Origin of the sequence: Agrobacterium sp. CNPSo 2736 (assembly GCF_004005385.1) — a bacterium.
GTDB lineage: Bacteria > Pseudomonadota > Alphaproteobacteria > Rhizobiales > Rhizobiaceae > Agrobacterium > Agrobacterium leguminum.
The window spans coordinates 174,773-193,151 of the sequence record NZ_RZTX01000008.1; the positions used below are offsets into that span (position 1 = coordinate 174,773).

14 protein-coding genes are annotated in these 18,379 nt (G+C 59.3%); 12 read left to right on the plus strand and 2 right to left on the minus strand.

What is annotated here, in order from left to right:
- Window positions 1–109 precede the first annotated feature (109 nt).
- From EM858_RS15505 to EM858_RS15525, 5 genes are all read left to right on the plus strand, one after another.
- Window positions 110–1,138, plus strand: coding sequence for an ABC transporter permease (locus tag EM858_RS15505; RefSeq protein ID WP_127757171.1), 1,029 nt, complete (start codon window positions 110–112; stop codon window positions 1,136–1,138).
- On the plus strand, window positions 1,135–2,034 hold the full coding sequence (locus EM858_RS15510; RefSeq protein WP_127757172.1) for an ABC transporter permease: 900 nt from the start codon (window positions 1,135–1,137) through the stop codon (window positions 2,032–2,034). The genes EM858_RS15505 and EM858_RS15510 overlap by 4 nt, the downstream gene beginning before the upstream one ends.
- A complete protein-coding gene (locus EM858_RS15515; RefSeq protein WP_003505590.1) occupies window positions 2,021–2,866 on the plus strand; it encodes an ABC transporter ATP-binding protein in 846 nt (281 codons plus the stop codon). The genes EM858_RS15510 and EM858_RS15515 overlap by 14 nt, the downstream gene beginning before the upstream one ends.
- Window positions 2,863–3,600: an ABC transporter ATP-binding protein gene (locus EM858_RS15520; protein WP_078053560.1), complete on the plus strand. Its 738-nt coding sequence runs from the start codon at window positions 2,863–2,865 to the stop codon at window positions 3,598–3,600. Before EM858_RS15515 ends, EM858_RS15520 begins: the two co-directional genes overlap by 4 nt.
- 322 nt (window positions 3,601–3,922) lie before the next feature.
- Window positions 3,923–5,989 (plus strand): ATP-dependent helicase, encoded by a 2,067-nt coding sequence (locus EM858_RS15525; RefSeq protein WP_127757173.1) that lies wholly within the window; start codon window positions 3,923–3,925, stop codon window positions 5,987–5,989.
- A gap of 38 nt (window positions 5,990–6,027) precedes the next feature.
- Here the strand turns inward: EM858_RS15525 and EM858_RS15530 are convergent, their stop codons facing one another.
- Window positions 6,028–8,199 carry a TonB-dependent siderophore receptor gene (locus tag EM858_RS15530; RefSeq protein ID WP_127757174.1) on the minus strand — a complete coding sequence of 724 codons (2,172 nt, stop codon included), beginning with the start codon at window positions 8,197–8,199 and terminating at the stop codon, window positions 6,028–6,030.
- A gap of 282 nt (window positions 8,200–8,481) precedes the next feature.
- Here EM858_RS15530 and EM858_RS15535 point away from each other — a divergent pair, with 282 nt between their 5' ends.
- From EM858_RS15535 to EM858_RS15555, 5 genes are all read left to right on the plus strand, one after another.
- Window positions 8,482–9,294, plus strand: a complete 813-nt coding sequence (locus tag EM858_RS15535) for an ABC transporter ATP-binding protein (RefSeq protein ID WP_205649550.1) — start codon at window positions 8,482–8,484, stop codon at window positions 9,292–9,294.
- Window positions 9,291–10,334: an iron ABC transporter permease gene (locus EM858_RS15540; RefSeq protein ID WP_127757176.1), complete on the plus strand. Its 1,044-nt coding sequence runs from the start codon at window positions 9,291–9,293 to the stop codon at window positions 10,332–10,334. Before EM858_RS15535 ends, EM858_RS15540 begins: the two co-directional genes overlap by 4 nt.
- Entirely contained in the window at window positions 10,331–11,371 is a 1,041-nt protein-coding gene (locus EM858_RS15545) for an iron ABC transporter permease (protein ID WP_127757177.1), read from the plus strand. The genes EM858_RS15540 and EM858_RS15545 overlap by 4 nt, the downstream gene beginning before the upstream one ends.
- A 7-nt stretch (window positions 11,372–11,378) precedes the next feature.
- Window positions 11,379–12,341, plus strand: a complete 963-nt coding sequence (locus EM858_RS15550; protein ID WP_127757178.1) for an ABC transporter substrate-binding protein — start codon at window positions 11,379–11,381, stop codon at window positions 12,339–12,341.
- A gap of 97 nt (window positions 12,342–12,438) precedes the next feature.
- The gene (locus EM858_RS15555) at window positions 12,439–13,335 is read left to right on the plus strand and encodes a MurR/RpiR family transcriptional regulator (protein WP_127757179.1); all 897 of its coding nucleotides are present in this window, start codon (window positions 12,439–12,441) and stop codon (window positions 13,333–13,335) included.
- Window positions 13,336–13,377: 42 nt separating this feature from the next.
- Here the strand turns inward: EM858_RS15555 and EM858_RS15560 are convergent, their stop codons facing one another.
- On the minus strand, window positions 13,378–14,670 hold the full coding sequence (locus EM858_RS15560; RefSeq protein WP_127757180.1) for a glycosyltransferase family 1 protein: 1,293 nt from the start codon (window positions 14,668–14,670) through the stop codon (window positions 13,378–13,380).
- A gap of 477 nt (window positions 14,671–15,147) precedes the next feature.
- On the opposite strand from EM858_RS15560, the gene EM858_RS15565 reads away from it, so the two are divergent.
- Together EM858_RS15565 and EM858_RS15570 are read left to right on the plus strand one after the other, a co-directional pair.
- A complete protein-coding gene (locus EM858_RS15565; protein ID WP_111817297.1) occupies window positions 15,148–16,911 on the plus strand; it encodes an ABC transporter ATP-binding protein in 1,764 nt (587 codons plus the stop codon).
- Between the two features lie 36 nt (window positions 16,912–16,947).
- Window positions 16,948–18,378, plus strand: coding sequence for a mannose-1-phosphate guanylyltransferase/mannose-6-phosphate isomerase (locus EM858_RS15570; RefSeq protein WP_127757181.1), 1,431 nt, complete (start codon window positions 16,948–16,950; stop codon window positions 18,376–18,378).
- The last annotated feature ends 1 nt before the right edge of the window (window position 18,379 follow it).

Below are 18,379 nucleotides of genomic sequence, written 5' to 3' on the forward strand. Positions count from 1 at the left end.
GGATGAAGTACCATCAAGAGTTTTTGCAAAGGAGAATTGCGCGTCTGTGGCGAGCAGTGCGCAATGGCTCGGCCGCTGACGGCGTTCTCACAGGAAAGTGCGGCCAGCAATGACGGAAATCTCACTGCGCGGGCTTGGACATCGTTTTCTGCAACTGATCGTCAGCCTCTTCATCCTGCTCTGCATCACCTTCATCATCGGCCGGGTCATGCCGAGCGATCCGGTGGGCGCAATCGTCGGCGAACTTGCCGATCCCAAGGCCTATGAGGCCATGCGAGCGCGGCTGGGGCTCGACCTGCCGCTTTACCAGCAATTCTTCATTTATCTGCGCGGCCTGCTGCATGGCGATTTCGGCATTGCGATCCTGACCGGCAACCCCGTTACCCGCGATCTGGCGCAGGCTTTCCCCGCCACGTTCGAACTCGCCACGCTGGCGATCATCATCTCGACGGTCATCGGCGTCCCACTCGGTCTAGCCGCCGCCCTCTTCCGCGATACCTTCATCGACAAGTTCGCGCGCGTTTTTGCGCTGGTGGGACATTCGATACCGGTCTTCTGGTTCGGCATCGTCGGGCTGGTGATTTTCTACGCGAACCTCAACCTCGTCGCCGGCCCCGGCCGGGTCGACGTCTTCTACGAAGGCCTCGTGGAGCCGAAGACGGGATTGATGCTCGTCGACAGCCTGCTTGCGGGCGAGACGGAAATCTTCTGGAACGCGCTTGGACACATCATCCTGCCGGCGATCATCCTCGCCTATATGGCCATGGCCTATATTACCCGCATGACGAGGGCCTTCACCCTCGAACAGCTCAGCCAGGATTATGTCATCGCGGCACGGGCCAAGGGTGTCAGCCCCGCACGCACCATAACCCGCCATGTGCTGCCCAACATCGCCGTGCAGCTCATCACCGTGCTGGCGATTTCTTACGGCAACCTGCTGGAAGGCGCCGTGGTCACGGAGATCGTCTTCTCCTGGCCCGGCATCGGCCAATACATGACGAATGCGCTACTCATCGGCGACATGAATGCGATTCTGGCCGCCACGATCGTCATCGGCTTCATTTTCATGTTGCTCAACTTCCTCGCCGATCTGGCCTACACCACGCTCGATCCCCGTACACGGGAGGCCGCACGATGACCGATATCGCGCACAACAACACCGTTGATCGTCCCAGCGCCCTGTCGCGCATCTCAACCACTACCGCGCGGACACTTCGAAAGCTCGCGGACGAACCGCTTGGAATGTTCGGCTTCGCCATTCTGGCCATTCTGGTTCTGGTCGCCATTTTCGCGCCGCTCATCGCGCCTTACGATCCTGCCCGTCAGGCTCTGGAAAACGCGCTTCAGCCTCCCAGCTGGGCGCATCTGGCCGGAACCGACGAATTCGGCCGCGACATTTTCAGCCGGCTTGTTTACGGCACCCGCATCACGATCCAGACGGTACTGTCAGTCTCGGTCATCGTCGGTCCTATCGGCCTTGCCATTGGCGTGATGGCCGGTTTCTTCGGCGGGCGAATCGACGCGATCCTGATGCGCGCGACCGATATCGTCCTCTCCTTCCCCTCGCTCGTGCTGGCGCTTGCCTTTGCGGCCGCCATGGGCGCCGGCCTCGGCACGGCGATCATTGCGATCTCGTTGACCGCATGGCCGCCGATTGCGCGTCTTGCGCGGGCGGAAGCGCTTGTCGTGCGCAATACCGACTACGTCGCCGCCGCCCGTCTCTATGGCGCCTCGCCGCTGCGCATCCTGTTTCTATACATTGCGCCTATGTGCATCCCCTCGGTCATCGTTCGCCTGACGCTCAACATGGCGGGTATCATCCTGACGGCCGCTTCACTCGGCTTCCTCGGTCTCGGAGCCCAGCCGCCGCTGCCGGAATGGGGCGCGATGATCTCCAGCGGCCGTAAGTTCATGCTCGACTACTGGTGGGTCGCCGTCATGCCCGGTATCGCCATCCTGCTGACGAGCCTTGCCTTCAACATCGCCGGCGATACGCTGCGCGACCTTCTGGATCCGCGTCATGCCCGTTCCTGATAGCTCCCCCATCCTCTCGGTCCGCGACCTCAATGTCCGTTTCGGCCGCAACACCATTCCGGCCGTGTCCAACGTCAATTTCGACGTCGGGCGCGAAAGGGTCGGCATCGTCGGCGAGTCCGGTTCCGGAAAATCCACCACCGGCCGCGCCGCCATGCGGCTCCTGCCGAAAAGCGCCACGGTGACAGCGGAGCGGATGGATTTCCTGTCCGAGCCGCTGCTCGAAAAATCCGAGCGGCAGATGGGCGCGATCCGCGGCAGCGAGATGGCGCTTATCATGCAGGATCCGCGTTATTCGCTGAACCCGGTGCTGCCCATCGGAAAGCAGGTGGCGGAGGCCGCCGAACTGCATTTGGCGCTGACCGGCAAGGCGGCGAGAGGTGCAGCACGCGACATGTTGCTGCGCGTGCGCATCAACGACCCCGACCGCGTGATGGCGCTTTATCCGCACCAGATATCGGGCGGCATGGGCCAGCGCGTGATGATCGCCATGATGCTGCTCGCCAAGCCGAAGCTGGTCATTGCCGACGAACCGACCTCGGCCCTCGATGTCAGCGTCCGCAAGGATGTGCTTTTGCTTCTGGACGAGATGGTGCGCGAGAATAATTCCGGCCTGATCCTCATCAGCCATGACATCCGCATGGTCGCGGCCTTCTGTGAGCGCGTGCTGGTCATGTATGGCGGGCGCGTCGTGGAAACGCTGACCAAGCTGGAAGATGCTCAGCATCCCTATACGCGGGGCCTGATCGCGGCGATGCCAGATCCCCGCAATCCGGTGCGGCGTCTCAAGGTGCTGGACCGTCAGGCCATCGATGCGGAGGTGATGCGATGATCACGGTAGACAAGCTCGACGTCGTCTACGGCGCAAAGGAAAACCGCAATCACGTCGTGCGTGGCGTCAGCCTCACGGTCAACAGGGGTGAAACGCTCGGCATCGTCGGCGAAAGCGGCTGCGGCAAGTCGACCTTGCTGCGGTCGCTGGCGGGGCTGGAGGCCGGCTGGACCGGCTCCATAAGCTTTAACGGCAAACCGGTCGGCAAGACCCGCAGTCGCGACGAACTGAAACTGGCGCAGATGGTGTTTCAGGACCCCTACGGTTCGCTGCACCCACGCCACCGCATCGGCCGGGCCCTCGCCGAACCGATCCGCGCCATGGGACTTGGCGATGGCTGGTCGAAAGTGCCTGCCGCCCTACAACAGGTGGGCTTGCCCCCACATTTCGCCGAGCGCTTCCCGCATGAACTTTCCGGCGGCCAGCGGCAGCGCGTGGCAATCGCCCGCGCGCTGATCCTCGAACCGCCGATCCTGCTGCTCGACGAGCCGACATCCGCGCTCGACGTCTCCATCCAGGCGGAAATCCTGAACCTGCTTGCCGACCAGCGCGAAGAACGCGACCTCACCTTCGTTCTCGTCAGCCATGACCTCGCAGTCATCGCCCATATGTGCGACCGCGTGCTGGTCATGCAGAACGGCGATTTTGTCGATGAGCTGACCAAGGCCGATCTCGAAGCGGGCGTTACCCACTCGGCCTATTCAGGTGAGCTGTTCGAAAGCAGTTTCCTGTAACGATCTCCCCCACAACGCTCACACCGGGCGGCCCATCCACGGCCGCCCGCTTTCTCCCATGGCGTAATTTCGGGGATTTCGCCCGACCGGCAGCGGCCAATCGCCGGCAACGGACGAGCGACCTTTTGGGCCGATACATTTCACCACCGACTGCGCTCGAACCACCGGAACAATGCGTTCAGCATTTGTTCTGGATTGCTGTTTGAGTCTTTGCTAATCATTGCGACGATGGGGCAGACAATGGCCGGACATTCCGACGACTGCCATCTCTGAACAAGGTTCTCACCCGTGGGAACAGGCAGGTTATCTAAGGATTGCTGGCATGGCGGTTGCCTATCTGGAAAAGCTCAACGAACAGCAGCGCAAGGCGGTGGAGCATGGCGTTGGGCTGGCAGAAGGACACACGGCCGGACCGCTGCTGATCATTGCCGGGGCCGGTTCGGGCAAGACCAATACGCTCGCCCACCGTGTTGCGCATCTGATCGTGAATGGCGCCGATCCCCGCCGCATTCTGCTCATGACGTTTTCCAGACGTGCCGCCACGGAAATGTCGCGGCGGGTCGAGCGTATCTGCAAACACGTTATCGGGGCGAATTCGGCAATCATGACAGACGCGCTGGCCTGGTCCGGCACGTTTCACGGCATCGGCGCGCGCCTGTTGCGCATCTATGCCGAGCAGATCGGGCTCAACATCGATTTCACCATCCACGACCGCGAGGATAGCGCCGACCTGATGAACCTCGCACGGCATGAGCTGGGCTTTTCCAAAACCGAAAGCCGCTTTCCAACGAAGGGTACGTGTCTTGCGATCTATTCGCGCGTGGTGAATTCCCAGACGCCGCTCAAGGAGATATTGCGCCAGCATTATCCCTGGGTCGCCAACTGGGAGAGTGAACTGAAAGAGCTGTTTGCAGCCTATGTCGAGGCCAAGCAGGTCCAGAACGTGCTCGATTACGACGATCTTCTGCTCTACTGGGCCCAGATGGTCAGCGACCCCGTTCTTGCAGACGATATCGGCAACCGCTTCGACCATGTGATGGTCGACGAATATCAGGATACCAACCGGCTTCAGGCTTCGGTGCTGATGGCGCTCAAGCCCGGTGGCCGCGGGTTGACCGTGGTGGGTGACGATGCGCAATCGATCTATTCCTTTCGGGCGGCGACGGTGCGAAACATCCTCGATTTTCCGGCTTCCTTCAGCCCTGCCGCCGACATCATCACGCTTGACCGCAACTATCGCTCGACGCAGCCGATCCTGGCGGCCGCCAACGGCGTCATCGATCTGGCGCGCGAGCGGTTCACCAAGAACCTCTGGACCGAGCGGCAGTCGCTGGAGCGCCCGAAGCTTGTGACGGTGAAGGACGAGACCGAACAGGCGAATTTCATCATCGACCAGATTCTCGCCAACCGCGAAACCGGCATGACGCTGAAACAGCAGGCCGTGCTGTTCCGCACCTCCAGCCATAGCGGCCCGCTCGAGGTGGAACTGACCCGCCGCAACATCCCCTTCGTCAAATTCGGCGGCCTGAAATTCCTCGACAGCGCCCATGTGAAGGACATGCTGGCCGTGCTGCGCTTCGCGCAGAACCCGCGCGACCGCGTCGCCGGTTTCCGGCTGCTGCAGATGCTGCCCGGCATCGGTCCGAAGAAGGCCGGCAATATTCTCGATGCGATTGCGACAGACCCCGAGCCGCTGCTTGCCCTTGCCGAAATTCCGCCGCCGCCGAAGACCGGCGACGACTGGACAACCTTCACGCAAATGCTGGTGGGCCTGCGACAGGCGCCGAACGACTGGCCGGGCCAGATCGGGCAGGCGCGGCTGTGGTACGAACCGCACCTGGAACGCATCCATGAGGATGCGGACACCCGCAAGGCCGATTTGCTGCAACTCGAGCAGATCGCCGGCGGCTACCCCTCACGCGAGCGCTTCCTGACCGAGCTGACACTTGATCCGCCGGACGCCACCAGCGATCAGGCCGGCGTGCCGCTTCTTGACGAGGATTATCTCAGCCTCTCCACCATCCATTCGGCAAAAGGCCAGGAATGGCGTTCCGTCTTCATCCTGAATGTGGTCGACGGCTGCATTCCCTCCGATCTCGGGGTCGGCACCACGCAGGAACTGGAGGAAGAACGCCGGCTGCTTTATGTCGCCATGACGCGCGCCAAGGACAGTCTCGCGCTGATCACGCCGCAACGTTTCTTCACCGGCGGGCAGAACCAGCAGGGCGACCGGCATGTCTACGCCGCAAGAACCCGCTTCATACCGGCGACGCTGTTGCAATTTTTCGAAACGATGAGTTGGCCACTGGTATCGGCTGCCGCTTCCGAACGCAGCGCGCAGCAGATCCGCATCGATGTGGGTGCGCGGATGCGGGCGATGTGGAAATAAAAAGCGGGGCGTTCACCCCGCTCTCATGACTGGCGATGTCAGAACTTCACGCTGGCCGTCAGGCTGACATTGAAGGGCTCGCCTACGGTATTGGCATAGCTGGTGGAGCCGATGGACGAAGTGTAATAGGTCTTGTCGAAGATATTCTTCAGATTGAGCTGCAGCGTCACCGGCTTTTCGAACTGAAGCGTGTAGGTGGCGAAGGCGTCGAAGACCGCATAGCCCGGCAGATTATAGGAATTGTCGTTGATGCCGGCGCGCTCACCCACCGCCCGCACACCGCCGCCGATGCGCAGCGTATTGCCGTTCGGACCGACCTCGCCGACATCGTAGGCAAGGAAGAGCGAGCCGGTATGGCGCGCCACATTCGGCAGACGCTTGCCGGCATAGGTGGGATCTTCGAGCACGAGCGCATCCGTATAGGCATAGCTTGCGATGAGATCGAGATCGTCGGTCAGGCTGCCGGCGATATCGACTTCCACACCGCGCGAACGGACGAGGCCGGCGGCCTTCACCGTCGAGACGCCGCCGACATCTTCCGAATAGGCGACATTGCGCTTGCGGGCATTGAACAGGGCGATATTGGCGTTCAGCCCGGTGAAAAGATCGAACTTCGCGCCCACTTCGTAGGAAATGCCCTCTTCCGGATCGAGCCCGCCATAATAGGCGCCGATGGATGATTGCGGGCGGAAGGTTTTCGCCACATTGGCGTAAAGCGAGGCATTCGGAGTGAGCTTGTAGACGAGGCCGGCATTGGGAATGAGCTCGCCGCCATCCTTCTCGGTATTGACGACGAAGGGACGGCCCTTGCCGGCATAGATGTCGTAATACTGGTAACGCAAACCGCCGACCGCGATCCATTGATCGTTAAGATGCAGGGCGTCCTGCATATAAATCGAGGCGGTGGAGAGCTCCTCCGTCTGGTCGCTGTCGACCGCCCGTACCGTGGTGCAGACCGGCAGGCGGCCATAGACGGGATTGTTGACGTTAAAATTCGTGGAATTCGCGCATCGCAGCATGTCGGTGCGCAGGGTGTCGCTGTAATCATAGGACGCGCCGAACAGCAGGTCGTTGCGCAGCCCGCCGATTTCGGCCTCGCCCGTCAGATCCGCCCGCACCGCGTGATTGTAGATCGTGGAATATTGCGTCGCATCGGCCCGTCGCGTCACCTGCCCGGTACGGGAATTATAACCCATCACGCGCGCCTGATTGTCCGAATATTCGTTGCGGCTATAGGCGTAGTTCAGCGACAGCTTCCAGTCATCGGAGAGTTGGCGGTCTATGGCGATGCTCGCCAGATCGGATTTGCCGTCGGTGATGTTATAGGCTTCATCGAGGCGCAGGCGGCGGCTGACATTGATCGCCCTGCCGGTCGCCGGATCGAAGATCGTGCCGCGATCGAACGGCACGCTGTAGTCCTCATGCATATAGGAAACCGTAATATCGGTGTCCTCGCCGCTCCATTTCAGCGAAGGCGCGATCAGCCAGTTCTTCTTTTCACCGAAATTGCGCCAATAATCGCTGTTTTCCCCCTCGCCGATCAGGCGATAGGAAAAATCCGTGCCCGCAATCGGGCCGGTCACATCGAAACCGCCCGATGTGCCATACTTGCCCGCCCCATAGGCGGAAAAGCGCGAATAGGCCTCCGCCGTGAACGTGTCTTCCGGCTTCTTCGTCACGACATTCACCATACCGCCGGGATCGAGAATGCCGTAAAGCGTGGAGGCCGGGCCTTTCAGCACTTCCACCCGCTCGACCGTATCGTTGAAGGAGTGCGGCAAGGCCGTCTTCAGCCCGTTGACGAGGATGGAGCCGTCGCGATTATCGCCGAAACCACGGCGGATGACGGCATCCTGCGTGCCGCCGAGCGTATTTGCCTGGGTGACGCCGCTGACATTGGCCAGCGCTTCATCCAGCGAGCGCGCCTGCTGATCGCGCAGCACCTCGGCCGTCACCACATTGACCGATTGTGGAATGTCGAGGAGCGGTGTTTCGGTGCGGGTCGCCGTGCCAGTCGTCACCGGCTGATAACCGCGCGCGCCTTTTTTGACCTCGGCATTGACGGTTATGGTTTCGAGTACGGTCGTCCCGTCGGCATTCTTTTTCGGTGCAGCACTCTCCTGCGCATAAGCAGGCAGGGCGACCCCGGCCAGAAGAAACGCCATCAGCGCCCGCGAGCGCACCCCAATGATCATCGAACCGTCATGCATCGTATCTTGTCCCCGGCTGTCCCAAATCGTCATCGCGACGATGCACCGCTCTTTCAATTGATGAATGTAGTAGTCAACTTTATTTCCGCTTCAGCGGTGCAAAACGCCGGCATCGACAGGTGCATTCGCGCTTCCTGGCGTGTCATTTCAGCCTATGACAGCCGCTTTTTGTTCAAATCGACCGGCAAAAACCGCTTTTTCGAACGCAATATACTTGACTACTACAGTCATCAATAATTCTGGTGGCAACGCATTCAGACGGTGACGAATTTGAACGACGGCATGAGACCCATAAGCACGGATACAGGCCTTGCGGCGCAGGCAATCGAGCTTGCCTACGGCGACACGCCGGTGCTTGCGGACATGTCCATCGATGTCGCACCGAACCGCTTCACCGTTCTGCTTGGCCCGAACGGCTCCGGAAAATCCACGCTTCTCAGCGCGCTTGCCCGCCTGCACCGGCCCGCGCGGGGCCATATTCTTCTCAACGGCAGCGATATCTTCCGCCACCCGACCAAGGAGGTGGCGAAGAAGCTCGGCATGCTGGCGCAGCAGAACCATACGCCGGAGGGGCTTTCGGTTTTCGATCTTGTCTCTCGCGGCCGCTACCCGCATCAGGGATTTCTGAAGCAATGGAGTGAGGAAGACGCCCGCGCGGTGGAAGAGGCGCTTTCCGTGACCGGCATGTCCGAGCTGGCGGAAAGAGCGGTCGACAGCCTTTCAGGCGGCCAGCGCCAGCGCGCCTGGATCGCCATGGCGCTGGCGCAGCAGACGGATATAATTCTTCTCGACGAGCCTACGACCTTTCTCGATCTGCACCACCAGATAGAGGTGCTGGACATGCTGGCCGGCCTCGTCACCCGCCACAACCGCACGATCGTGGCGGTGCTCCACGACATCAATCTTGCCCTGCAATATGCCGATCACCTGATTTTCCTGAAGGACGGGCGGCTGCGGCACCGGCTGGAAACAGCGGCGGCGTGCGATGCCGGCATCATTGCCGATGTCTTCGACATGGCAGTTGCCCAGCTCACACATCCGGTGACGGCGCGGCCGGTATTTCTTCCCCTGCCCGGACGGGCCAGCGCTGTATGATGCCCAACGGAACCAGCGGACGCACCCTTGCCCTTAGAGAGCGAGCCTATGGCCGCACGCTCGCGGCAGCACTTCTCCTGCTGCTCACCATGCTGCTTCTGGTGCTGGCGCATATGGCCACCGGCCCGCGCCCCATCGCGCCGAACGTTCTGCACGACCTGATATTCGCTTATGACGCCCGCAATTTCGACCAGCAGGTTTTGATGCGCCTGCGCCTGCCGCGTCTGCTGGCTGCGATGCAGGCCGGGGCCTGCCTTGGAACAGCGGGGCTTCTGCTGCAAACCCTGCTTCGAAATCCGCTCGGCGAGCCGCATATTCTGGGCTTGAATGCCGGGGCAAGCCTCGCTGTAGTTCTGGCGACGGTACTGCCGCTCGGGCTGATCGCAACGCCGCTGTTCCGCCCATTGCTGGCAGCGACGGGCGCTGGCATCAGCTTCTCGCTCGTGCTTCTCCTTGCTTCCGCCGGGCGGCAGGGGCTGACGCCGGCAAAACTCGTCTTTTGCGGCATTGCGCTTTCCACACTTGCCGCAACCCTCACCTCCGCCATCCTCATTCTCAATGAGGAAACATTGCAGCAGATGCGTTTCTGGCTGGTGGGCGATACGGCCGGCGTTTCGATCACAATCATCGCCGCCGCCCTGCCCGCGGCCGCGATCGCGCTTATCCTAGCTTTCGCCGTCGCTCCCCGGCTCGATCTTCTGGGGCTGGGCGAGAGCGCTGCCGCAGCGCTCGGTGTGCCGGTCCGTTCGACGCGGATTCTGGCGCTTGTCTCCATATCGTTGTTCTGCGGCGCGGCCATCGCCGTCGTCGGCCCCATTGGCTTCGTCGGCCTGGTGGTGCCGCCACTCGTCGCACGCCTGAAAACGGGGCGGCTTCTGCTTGCCATACCCATCGCAGCACTCGGCGGCGCAGTCCTCTTGATCGCCGCCGATCTCGCCGCCCGCCTCATTCTCCTGCCGAAAGAACTGCCCACCGGCGCGATGACCGGCCTTGTCGGCGCGCCGGTGTTTCTCTGGCTGGTGCGCAGGGTGCTGAAATGAACCGTTACCGGGTTCTCCGACTGGGGCGTTTTTCCGTCCGCGTCATGCCGTCGCGGCTCACCATTCTGCTGGCGCTTTTCCTCTGCCTCCTGCTTGTCGCCCTGTGGTCGCTCACCGCCGGCAGCCAGCATATTCCCGCCTCGGCCCTGTGGTCGCTTGTCACCGCAACCAACACCGATCCCGCCATGACCGAAGCACTCGTGGTTCTCGACTTCCGGCTCTCGCGTCTGACGCTTGCAATGGTGGCTGGCGCCATGCTCGGCATTGCCGGCGCCATCATGCAGGCCACGACCCGCAACGGCCTTGCCGATCCCGGTCTGCTCGGCGTGCGCGAAGGTGCATCCCTTGCCGTGCTGGGCTGCCTGTTCCTGCTGCCGTCCCTGCCGGTCATGTTGCGCCCCGTCGCGGGTATTGCCGGCGGCATGGCAAGTGCCGCAATCGTTCTGACGCTCTCCGGCGCAACCTCGCGCCTACGCTTCGTGCTGACCGGCATCGGCTTTTCATGGTTTTTATCAGCTTTGCTTCTTATCCTTATGGCATCGCTCGATATTCGTAATTTGCAGACAGCGATGATCTGGATGGCTGGCAACCTGCAGGGCGCAAGCTGGACGGCCGTTTCAATCCTCTCCGTCATCCTCGTCATCGCCTTTGGCCTTCTTCTCATGACGGCGCGCGCCGCCGACGTGCAGGCGCTCGGCGAGCATGCGGCAACGGCGCTTGGCGTCCATAGCCGCCTCCTTTCGGTGCTTCATGTCACGCTTGCCGTCACCCTCACCGCATCCTGCGTTTCCTTCACCGGCAGCATCGGTTTTGTTGGTCTGATCGGTCCGCATATCACCCGGCTTCTGTTGCCCGGCGGCTCCTATCCGGGGCTTGTCATGGGTGCAGGCCTGACAGGCGCAACTCTGGTCGCAGCGTCCGATACCATCGCGCGAACCGCCTTTTCACCGCTGGAGCTGCCGACCGGCCTCGTTCTTTCCGCCGTCGGCGCACCCACGCTGCTTGCTCTTCTCTGGTTTCACCGGCATCGCCTATAGGTCCCCCATGCGCAAAACACTTCTCGGCCTTCTCCCGGCCGCCGCTTTTCTCCTCGGCACAGCCACGGCCCAGGCCGAAGAGACCAGCCGAAGCTTTACCGACGACCTCGGCCGCAACGTTTCCATTCCAGCAAAGCCGAAACGCATCGTGACGCTCCACGATATCGACCTCACCATTCCGCTGATCGAGCTGGGCGTGACGCCGGTGGGCAGCCACGGTCGCACGGGGGCGGACGGCAAACCCTATCTGCGCTCCAGCGCCATTCTGACCGGCGTTGATTTCGACAATAGCGACATCGCCTATATCGGCTCCATCAATGCCGATCTGGAGGCGATTATCGCCCTCAAGCCCGATCTCATCCTGACCGAGCCGGACCGCCCCACCCCCGTTGAAAAACTGGCGCAGATCGCCCCCACCATCGCCATCGACAATACCAGGGACGGCGCGCCGCATATTTACAAAGTGCTGGCCGAGCTCACCGGCACGCAGGCGCGCCTTGCCGTGCTGGACCGGCGCTACCGCGCGCAGATCGAGGCGCTGAAAGCGTCGGTCGATACCGGCGCCATCACCGTTTCGGTGTTCCAGCCGCTCAATGGCAAGATCAGCGTCTACCACACCTATCGGGCGCTCGGGCGCGTGCTGCGCGATGCGGGCTTCCGTTTCCCCGCAATCATCGACGCCATTCCGTATGGCGATCGCATCGAAATCAGCGCCGAACGTTTGCCGGAACTCGATGCCGATATCATCTTCGATCCCTATCGCTCCGATACCGGCGCGTCGCCGCAGGCGGAAATCGACATGATGGAAGCCGTGATGCCGGGCTTCTGCAATTTTCTTGAGGCCTGCGGCAACGGTCGGTACATCCTCCTGCCGCGCGAGGAGGCGATTTCCAACTCCTATGCCGCGCTCAGCCTCATGGTCTCCGCTGTCCAGTCGCATTTGACGGTGCGGCCAGCGCACGAAAAGTGACGGCGACGATCACTACGAACAAAAGCGCTTGCCTCCCGGCTTGGCGCGCTGCTAATTCGTGAAGAAGAGTAGAAAACTCAGCTTCACGGAAGAATTCATGCCGGCTGGCGAAACGCATACATCGAGGCTTCGACGCACCGACCGTTTCGGCGAGCAGCTGCGCAGGCGCCGCGACCGCCTGTCGCCGGGCCTGCTTGCCGTTGCCGAATATATTGACGGCCACCGCCATACCGTTCTCGCCAAATCGGCACTGGAAATTGGCTTCGAGACCAATACGTCAGATGCGACCGTTATTCGCGCCATACAGGCGCTCGGTTTTCAGGGGCTGGTCGATCTCAAGGAAACGCTGGAGGCCTATCTGGGTGTGACGGATTCGCCCGTCGAAAAAATGGCGGCGACGACAAAATCCATATCCGGCAATTGCGATGCGGCAATAGATTTCGTGCTCGACAATCAGAAAAACACGCTGGAGATGCTTTCAAGCGCAGAAAACCGCGAAGCCATGGCGGCGGCCGTGCGGCTCCTCTCGCAAGCGCGCGGCATCGGCGTGCTCGGCATCGGCGCCTCCGGCATCATCGCCACCTATGCCGCAAGGCTATTCCAGCGCTCGGGCGTCCATTCCTATGCGCTCAACGCCACCGGCATCGCGCTTGCAGAGCAGTTGCTCGAGCTTGAAAACGGCCACGTCCTCATCATGCTCCTGCACGGCCGCGCCCACCGCGAAGCCCAGACCGCCATAGCCGAGGCAGGCCGCCTCGACATCCCGATCATCATGCTGCTCGGCCAGGAAGACAGCGTGCTCAAAAAACACGCCAACGCCAGCCTCTTCCTGCCCCGCGCCAAAAACGAAGGCGTGGCGCTGCACGCCCCGACCTTCATCGCCATGGAAACCATGGCCCTTGCCCTCTCCGCCGCCTGCCCCGAGCGAAGCCTTGAGACGCTGGAGCGGCTGGTGGAGCTGAGGACGTCGATCAGGCCGCATAAGCGGGTTTAGAACTAGCACCGCATCGAACTCGTCCGATGTCAGCTTGCAGCCTTAGGTCGCCACCCGTCTCTCTTTGTGGTCAAATTTGTGTACCGAATGAAGTATATCTGACGCGACATTTCGCCATGTCCGCATTTGTGGTTTGAATTCGGCTATTTTCGTTTTCAAGGCAGCATACCTATCCGGGTCCAGCAACAACCCGCGAACCAAATCCGCCAGTTCATCCGGTTTCTCCGGATTGAAATACAGTGCGAGTGTACCCCCTGCCTCCCTCAAGGCCGGCACATCTGCGGCAAAAGCCGGGGTCCCGCACCAAAGAGCTTCGCTAATCGGCAAGCCCCACCCTTCCATCCTGCTCGGCAAAACGAGGCCGTAGGCATTTTCGTAAAGCAGACGTAATTCCGCTTGGTTCGGGTTAAGAACAAAGTGGAACTTATCGACTATAGGGCGAAACTTCTCCTGCTTTAAGAATTTTTCAACTCTTTTACGTCTCGCGCCTGCCAACACCAGTGCGGGCGGAACGACACCGGAAGCCTGTAATAGAAGCATGGCTTCAACAACACATTCCAAGTTCTTACGGCCGTTATAAATACCGACGCCCAGAAGGTAACGACCTTGAGGGGGCTTCTTATCTATTGGCTCAACCGTCGGCCGAAGTTCATTACAAAGCGGGATAGCGACAACGTCCGGCACTGGCGGCAATGTCCCCATATCTGAAAAATGCTTTACTTCCCGCGCCGTAAATTCCGAATTTGTCAAAATCAGCGCCGCTGCCCCGATAACGACCTTGTTATCGTGAATAAAATTCCGCGGAAACGAAAACTGATTCCGATGTGTGAAATTATGCAATGGGATCATGTCATGGAGCATCGGAATGAAAGTGGCTTTTTCGCCCCGTTCATTCAACGCCATGATATAGTCAGACATGATTTTTGGCCTGCCCAGCGAAACCAGAATCTGCCCGTCGAGATTAACCTCCCGAACAGCACTCGCCGGAATAGTTGCCCAACGTTTGCGATTGCGGTGCTCGACTATCGTGCGCACCATCCCGTAGAAAAAAGACTTCAAAAAGTTAGTATCAAAAAGATTCTGCCTCAGACGCAATGGCGTGGCGCTTGAAGGAATATTGGGATCCAGAACACCGGTTGGCGATGCGTCACCCGTACGGGGAAAAACCTCAAAAAACCGACGATGCAGCGGCGAATAGATTACATACCTTACAGATTTATCCGCCAAAGTCAGTTCATAAGCGACTTCCATTACGGTTCGCGCAATTCCGTAATATTTAAACTTGACTCCCGAATTCAGGAAAAGTTCCGACAGATCAAAAAAGACTTGGGGCATTTACCGTCCTGCCTGACGGACACTTCCGTCATGAAACATATTAGATTGCAAAAACTTACGAGCTCATATGCCACGCTGTTGCCGATCGCCCACCATGCATTTTGGCATATAGATTTTGGACAGCACATTTGTCAACGTCGAGAACCTTCTAGTCGCGCAAAACTACACATTTCCATCCAACATCTAAAGCGGAGATTTCTCCCGTTCTTCCCTCTGCCAGAAACGGGGCGTGATGACATCCTCGCCAGAGGGAGATTGACACTTAGTGATCACCCATTTAAGTGCACTAAGCCAATTTTGGATTAGCCGTGCCTCGGCATTTGGACCAGTGTTAAGCTTTGAGTTTTTCGAGCATGAAACTTGAGCCATCATATATGAGCGCTACACACCGAACATCACTCCATCCGTTTGGGTTTGTTCGTCTAACGTGATAAACACTCACCAAATGTAGTTTCTGCACAAATTAGGAATATCGCTGTGATCGGATCATTTTTGTCGCAAAACGACAAGAAGCTGCTGGTACGACTGTTCAAAGAGAACTTTAAGAAGCATGTCGGTTGGTACTCGATGGCAATCGCGGCAATGGTTGTTGTTGCCGCAACGACCTCTCTCAGCGCCTGGATCATGCGCGATATCGTTAATAGCGTTTACTTGAAGCGTGGCTTTGATGTCGTCCTTGAGATTGCGTTTGCGGTTGCCGCGATATTCATCGTCAAGGGCCTCGCCACGTTCGTTCAGAGCTACTATCTGAGCAAAGCCGGCAACAGCATAGTCGCGGAGCAGCAACGTAAAATCTATGATCGCCTGCTGAAGCAAGGCGTATCGTTCTTTCAAAACCTGCCATCTTCGGAATTGCTAGTTCGCGTAACCTACAATGCACAGGCTGCCAGGAGCGTTATCGATACAATCGTGACGTCCTTTATCCGCGACCTGCTTTCGCTCATCGGTTTGATCGTGGTGATGTTCGCCCAGAATTTTCTTCTGAGCGCGATTTCGATGATTATAGGCCCTCTTGCCATCTTCAGCGTCCGTCTTGTCTTGCGCCGGGTGCGTAAGATCATGGAGGCGGAGCTTGCTTCGCTTGGCGAAATCGTCAACGTCGTGCAGGAAACCAGCATCGGCGTCCGCGTGATTAAAGCGTTTTCGCTTGAGAAGCTTATGCGTCAACGTATGAACAAGGCAGTGTCTGACGTCGAGCATCGAGCAAATGGTATTGCGAAGCTTGAAGCGGCGACCAGTCCGATCATGGAAACGCTGTCCGGCCTTGCGATTGCCGTCGTTATTGCCGTTTCCGGCTACACCGTTCTGGAGAAAGGCGGGTCTCCGGGCGATCTGATGTCCTTTATAACCGCTCTGCTTCTTGCTTACGAACCAGCAAAACGTCTGGCGCGTATGAGAATCCAGATCGAAGGAGGCATGATCGGTGTCCGTATGATGTTCGAGGTTCTGGACGCCCCGTTGACGCTTGCCGAAAAGAAAGATGCTCTGCCTCTCCCCAAGGCCAGTGGCGACGTGGAACTAAAGAACGTCAGCTTCGAATATGTTTCTGGCCAGCCGGTTCTGAAGGACGTCAGCGTACTCTTCGAGGGCGGCAAGATGACCGCATTGGTCGGTCCTTCCGGCAGCGGCAAATCCACAATCATCAATCTTATGATGCGCCTTTACGATCCTCAGAATGGTTCCGTTGAAATCAATGGTATGGATTTGCGCGATGTTTCCTTTGCGAGCCTGCGCGAGCACGTATCTTATGTCGGTCAGGAAACCTTCCTGTTTTCGGGTACTGTAAAGCACAATATCTCCGTTGGTCGGGACGATGCGACAGAAGAAGAGATCATTGCTGCTGCCAAGGCTGCCAATGCCCATGACTTTATCATGAAGATGCCTGACGGTTACGACAGCAAGCTTGGTGAAAATGGCTCAGGCCTTTCCGGCGGTCAGAGACAGCGTGTTGCGATCGCTCGCGCCATGCTCAGAGACGCAGATATCTTGATCCTTGACGAGGCGACCAGTGCGTTGGATTCGGAATCCGAAGCTCTTGTGCGAGATGCGCTTGAGCGCCTGACACTGAACAAAACATCTATTGTCATCGCTCATCGGCTTTCAACAATAAACCGAGCCGACAAGATCGTCGTTATGGATAATGGACAGGTCGTAGAAGAAGGCAGTCGGCGTGAACTACTTGCAACGGATGGCCTTTATAAACGCCTGCACAGCATCCAGTTCGATGCGGACGTAGCATGATCCTGATTTATCAGGCCGCATTGGAAAGGTTTTGTTGTGAAGGAACACTCTCGAAAGATCACGCCGGTTCTTCTTGCTGGCGGTGCTGGTTCGCGGCTTTGGCCGGTATCGCGCGATCAATTGCCCAAGCAGTTCCAGCCGCTGGTCGGCAATCTTTCGACCTATCAGCAGACGCTGCAGCGGGTGGGCGACAAGAGCCTTTATGCCGAGCCGCTGGTGATCACCAATGAGGATTTCCGTTTCTTCGCCCGCCGTCAGGCCGAAGAGATCGATCTGCCGGCAACCGTGGTGCTGGAGCCCGCCCGCCGCGACAGCGCCGCCGCCATGGCTGCCGCCGCCGTGCTGGCCGAGCGCCGCGAGCCCGGATGTCTGGTGCTGGCGCTTGCCGCCGACCATGTTGTGCTCGATGCCGACAAGTTCTCCGACGCCGTGAAACTCGGCGCAAAAGCCGCCGATCAGGGCAACATTGTCGTCTTCGGCCTGGTGCCGACCGAACCGCGCACCTCCTACGGTTATATCAAGCCGGGTGATGCGATCGATGGTGAGGCCGATCTCAGCACTGTCGATGCCTTCGTGGAAAAGCCGGATATGAAGACGGCGATCTCCTATCTGGAAAAGGGTTATCTCTGGAATTCCGGCAACTTCCTGTTCCGCTCCGATGTGATGATCGCCGAACTGAAGGCCTTCGCCCCGGAGATTCTTGCGGCGGTGACGCAGGCGGTCGAGCAATATGAAAGCGATCTCGGCTTCGTGCGCCTGCATCAGGCAAGCTTCGAGGCTTCCCCGAAAAACTCCATCGACTACGCGGTGATCGAGAAGACGAAACGCATGGCGGTGGTGCATGGTCATTTCCGCTGGTCGGATATCGGCAGCTGGGATGCGATCTGGGAAATCGCCGACAAGCGCGGCAACGACAATGCGCTGGAAGGCAACGGCGTCTTCATCGATTCCGAAGGCTGCCTCATCCATTCGACGCAATTGCTGACGACGGTGGTGGGCGCCAAAGACATGGTGGTGGTGGCCACCAAGGATGCGGTTCTGGTGGTGCCGAAAAACCGGGTGCAGGATGTGAAGGGTCTGGTGGAGACGCTGAAGGACGGTGAACATGCACCGCAGACGCAAAGCCACAAGCGCGTCTATCGCCCCTGGGGTTATATCGAACACATGTATGAGGACGAGCGTTACCGGGTGGGCCATATCACTGTCGATCCCGGCCACCGCATCTCGTTCCAGAAACATTATCACCGCTCGGAACACTGGATCGTCGTCAAAGGCACGGCGACGGTGACGATCGGCGAAGAGACGAAGTTGCTGACGGAGAACCAGTCGGTCTATATCCCGATCGGCCAGCCGCACCGGCTTGCCAATGAGGGGCAGATCCCGCTCGAACTGGTCGAAATCCAGACCGGAGCCTATATCGGCGAGGATGATGTCATCCGTATCGAGGATGATTATAAACGAACGTGAT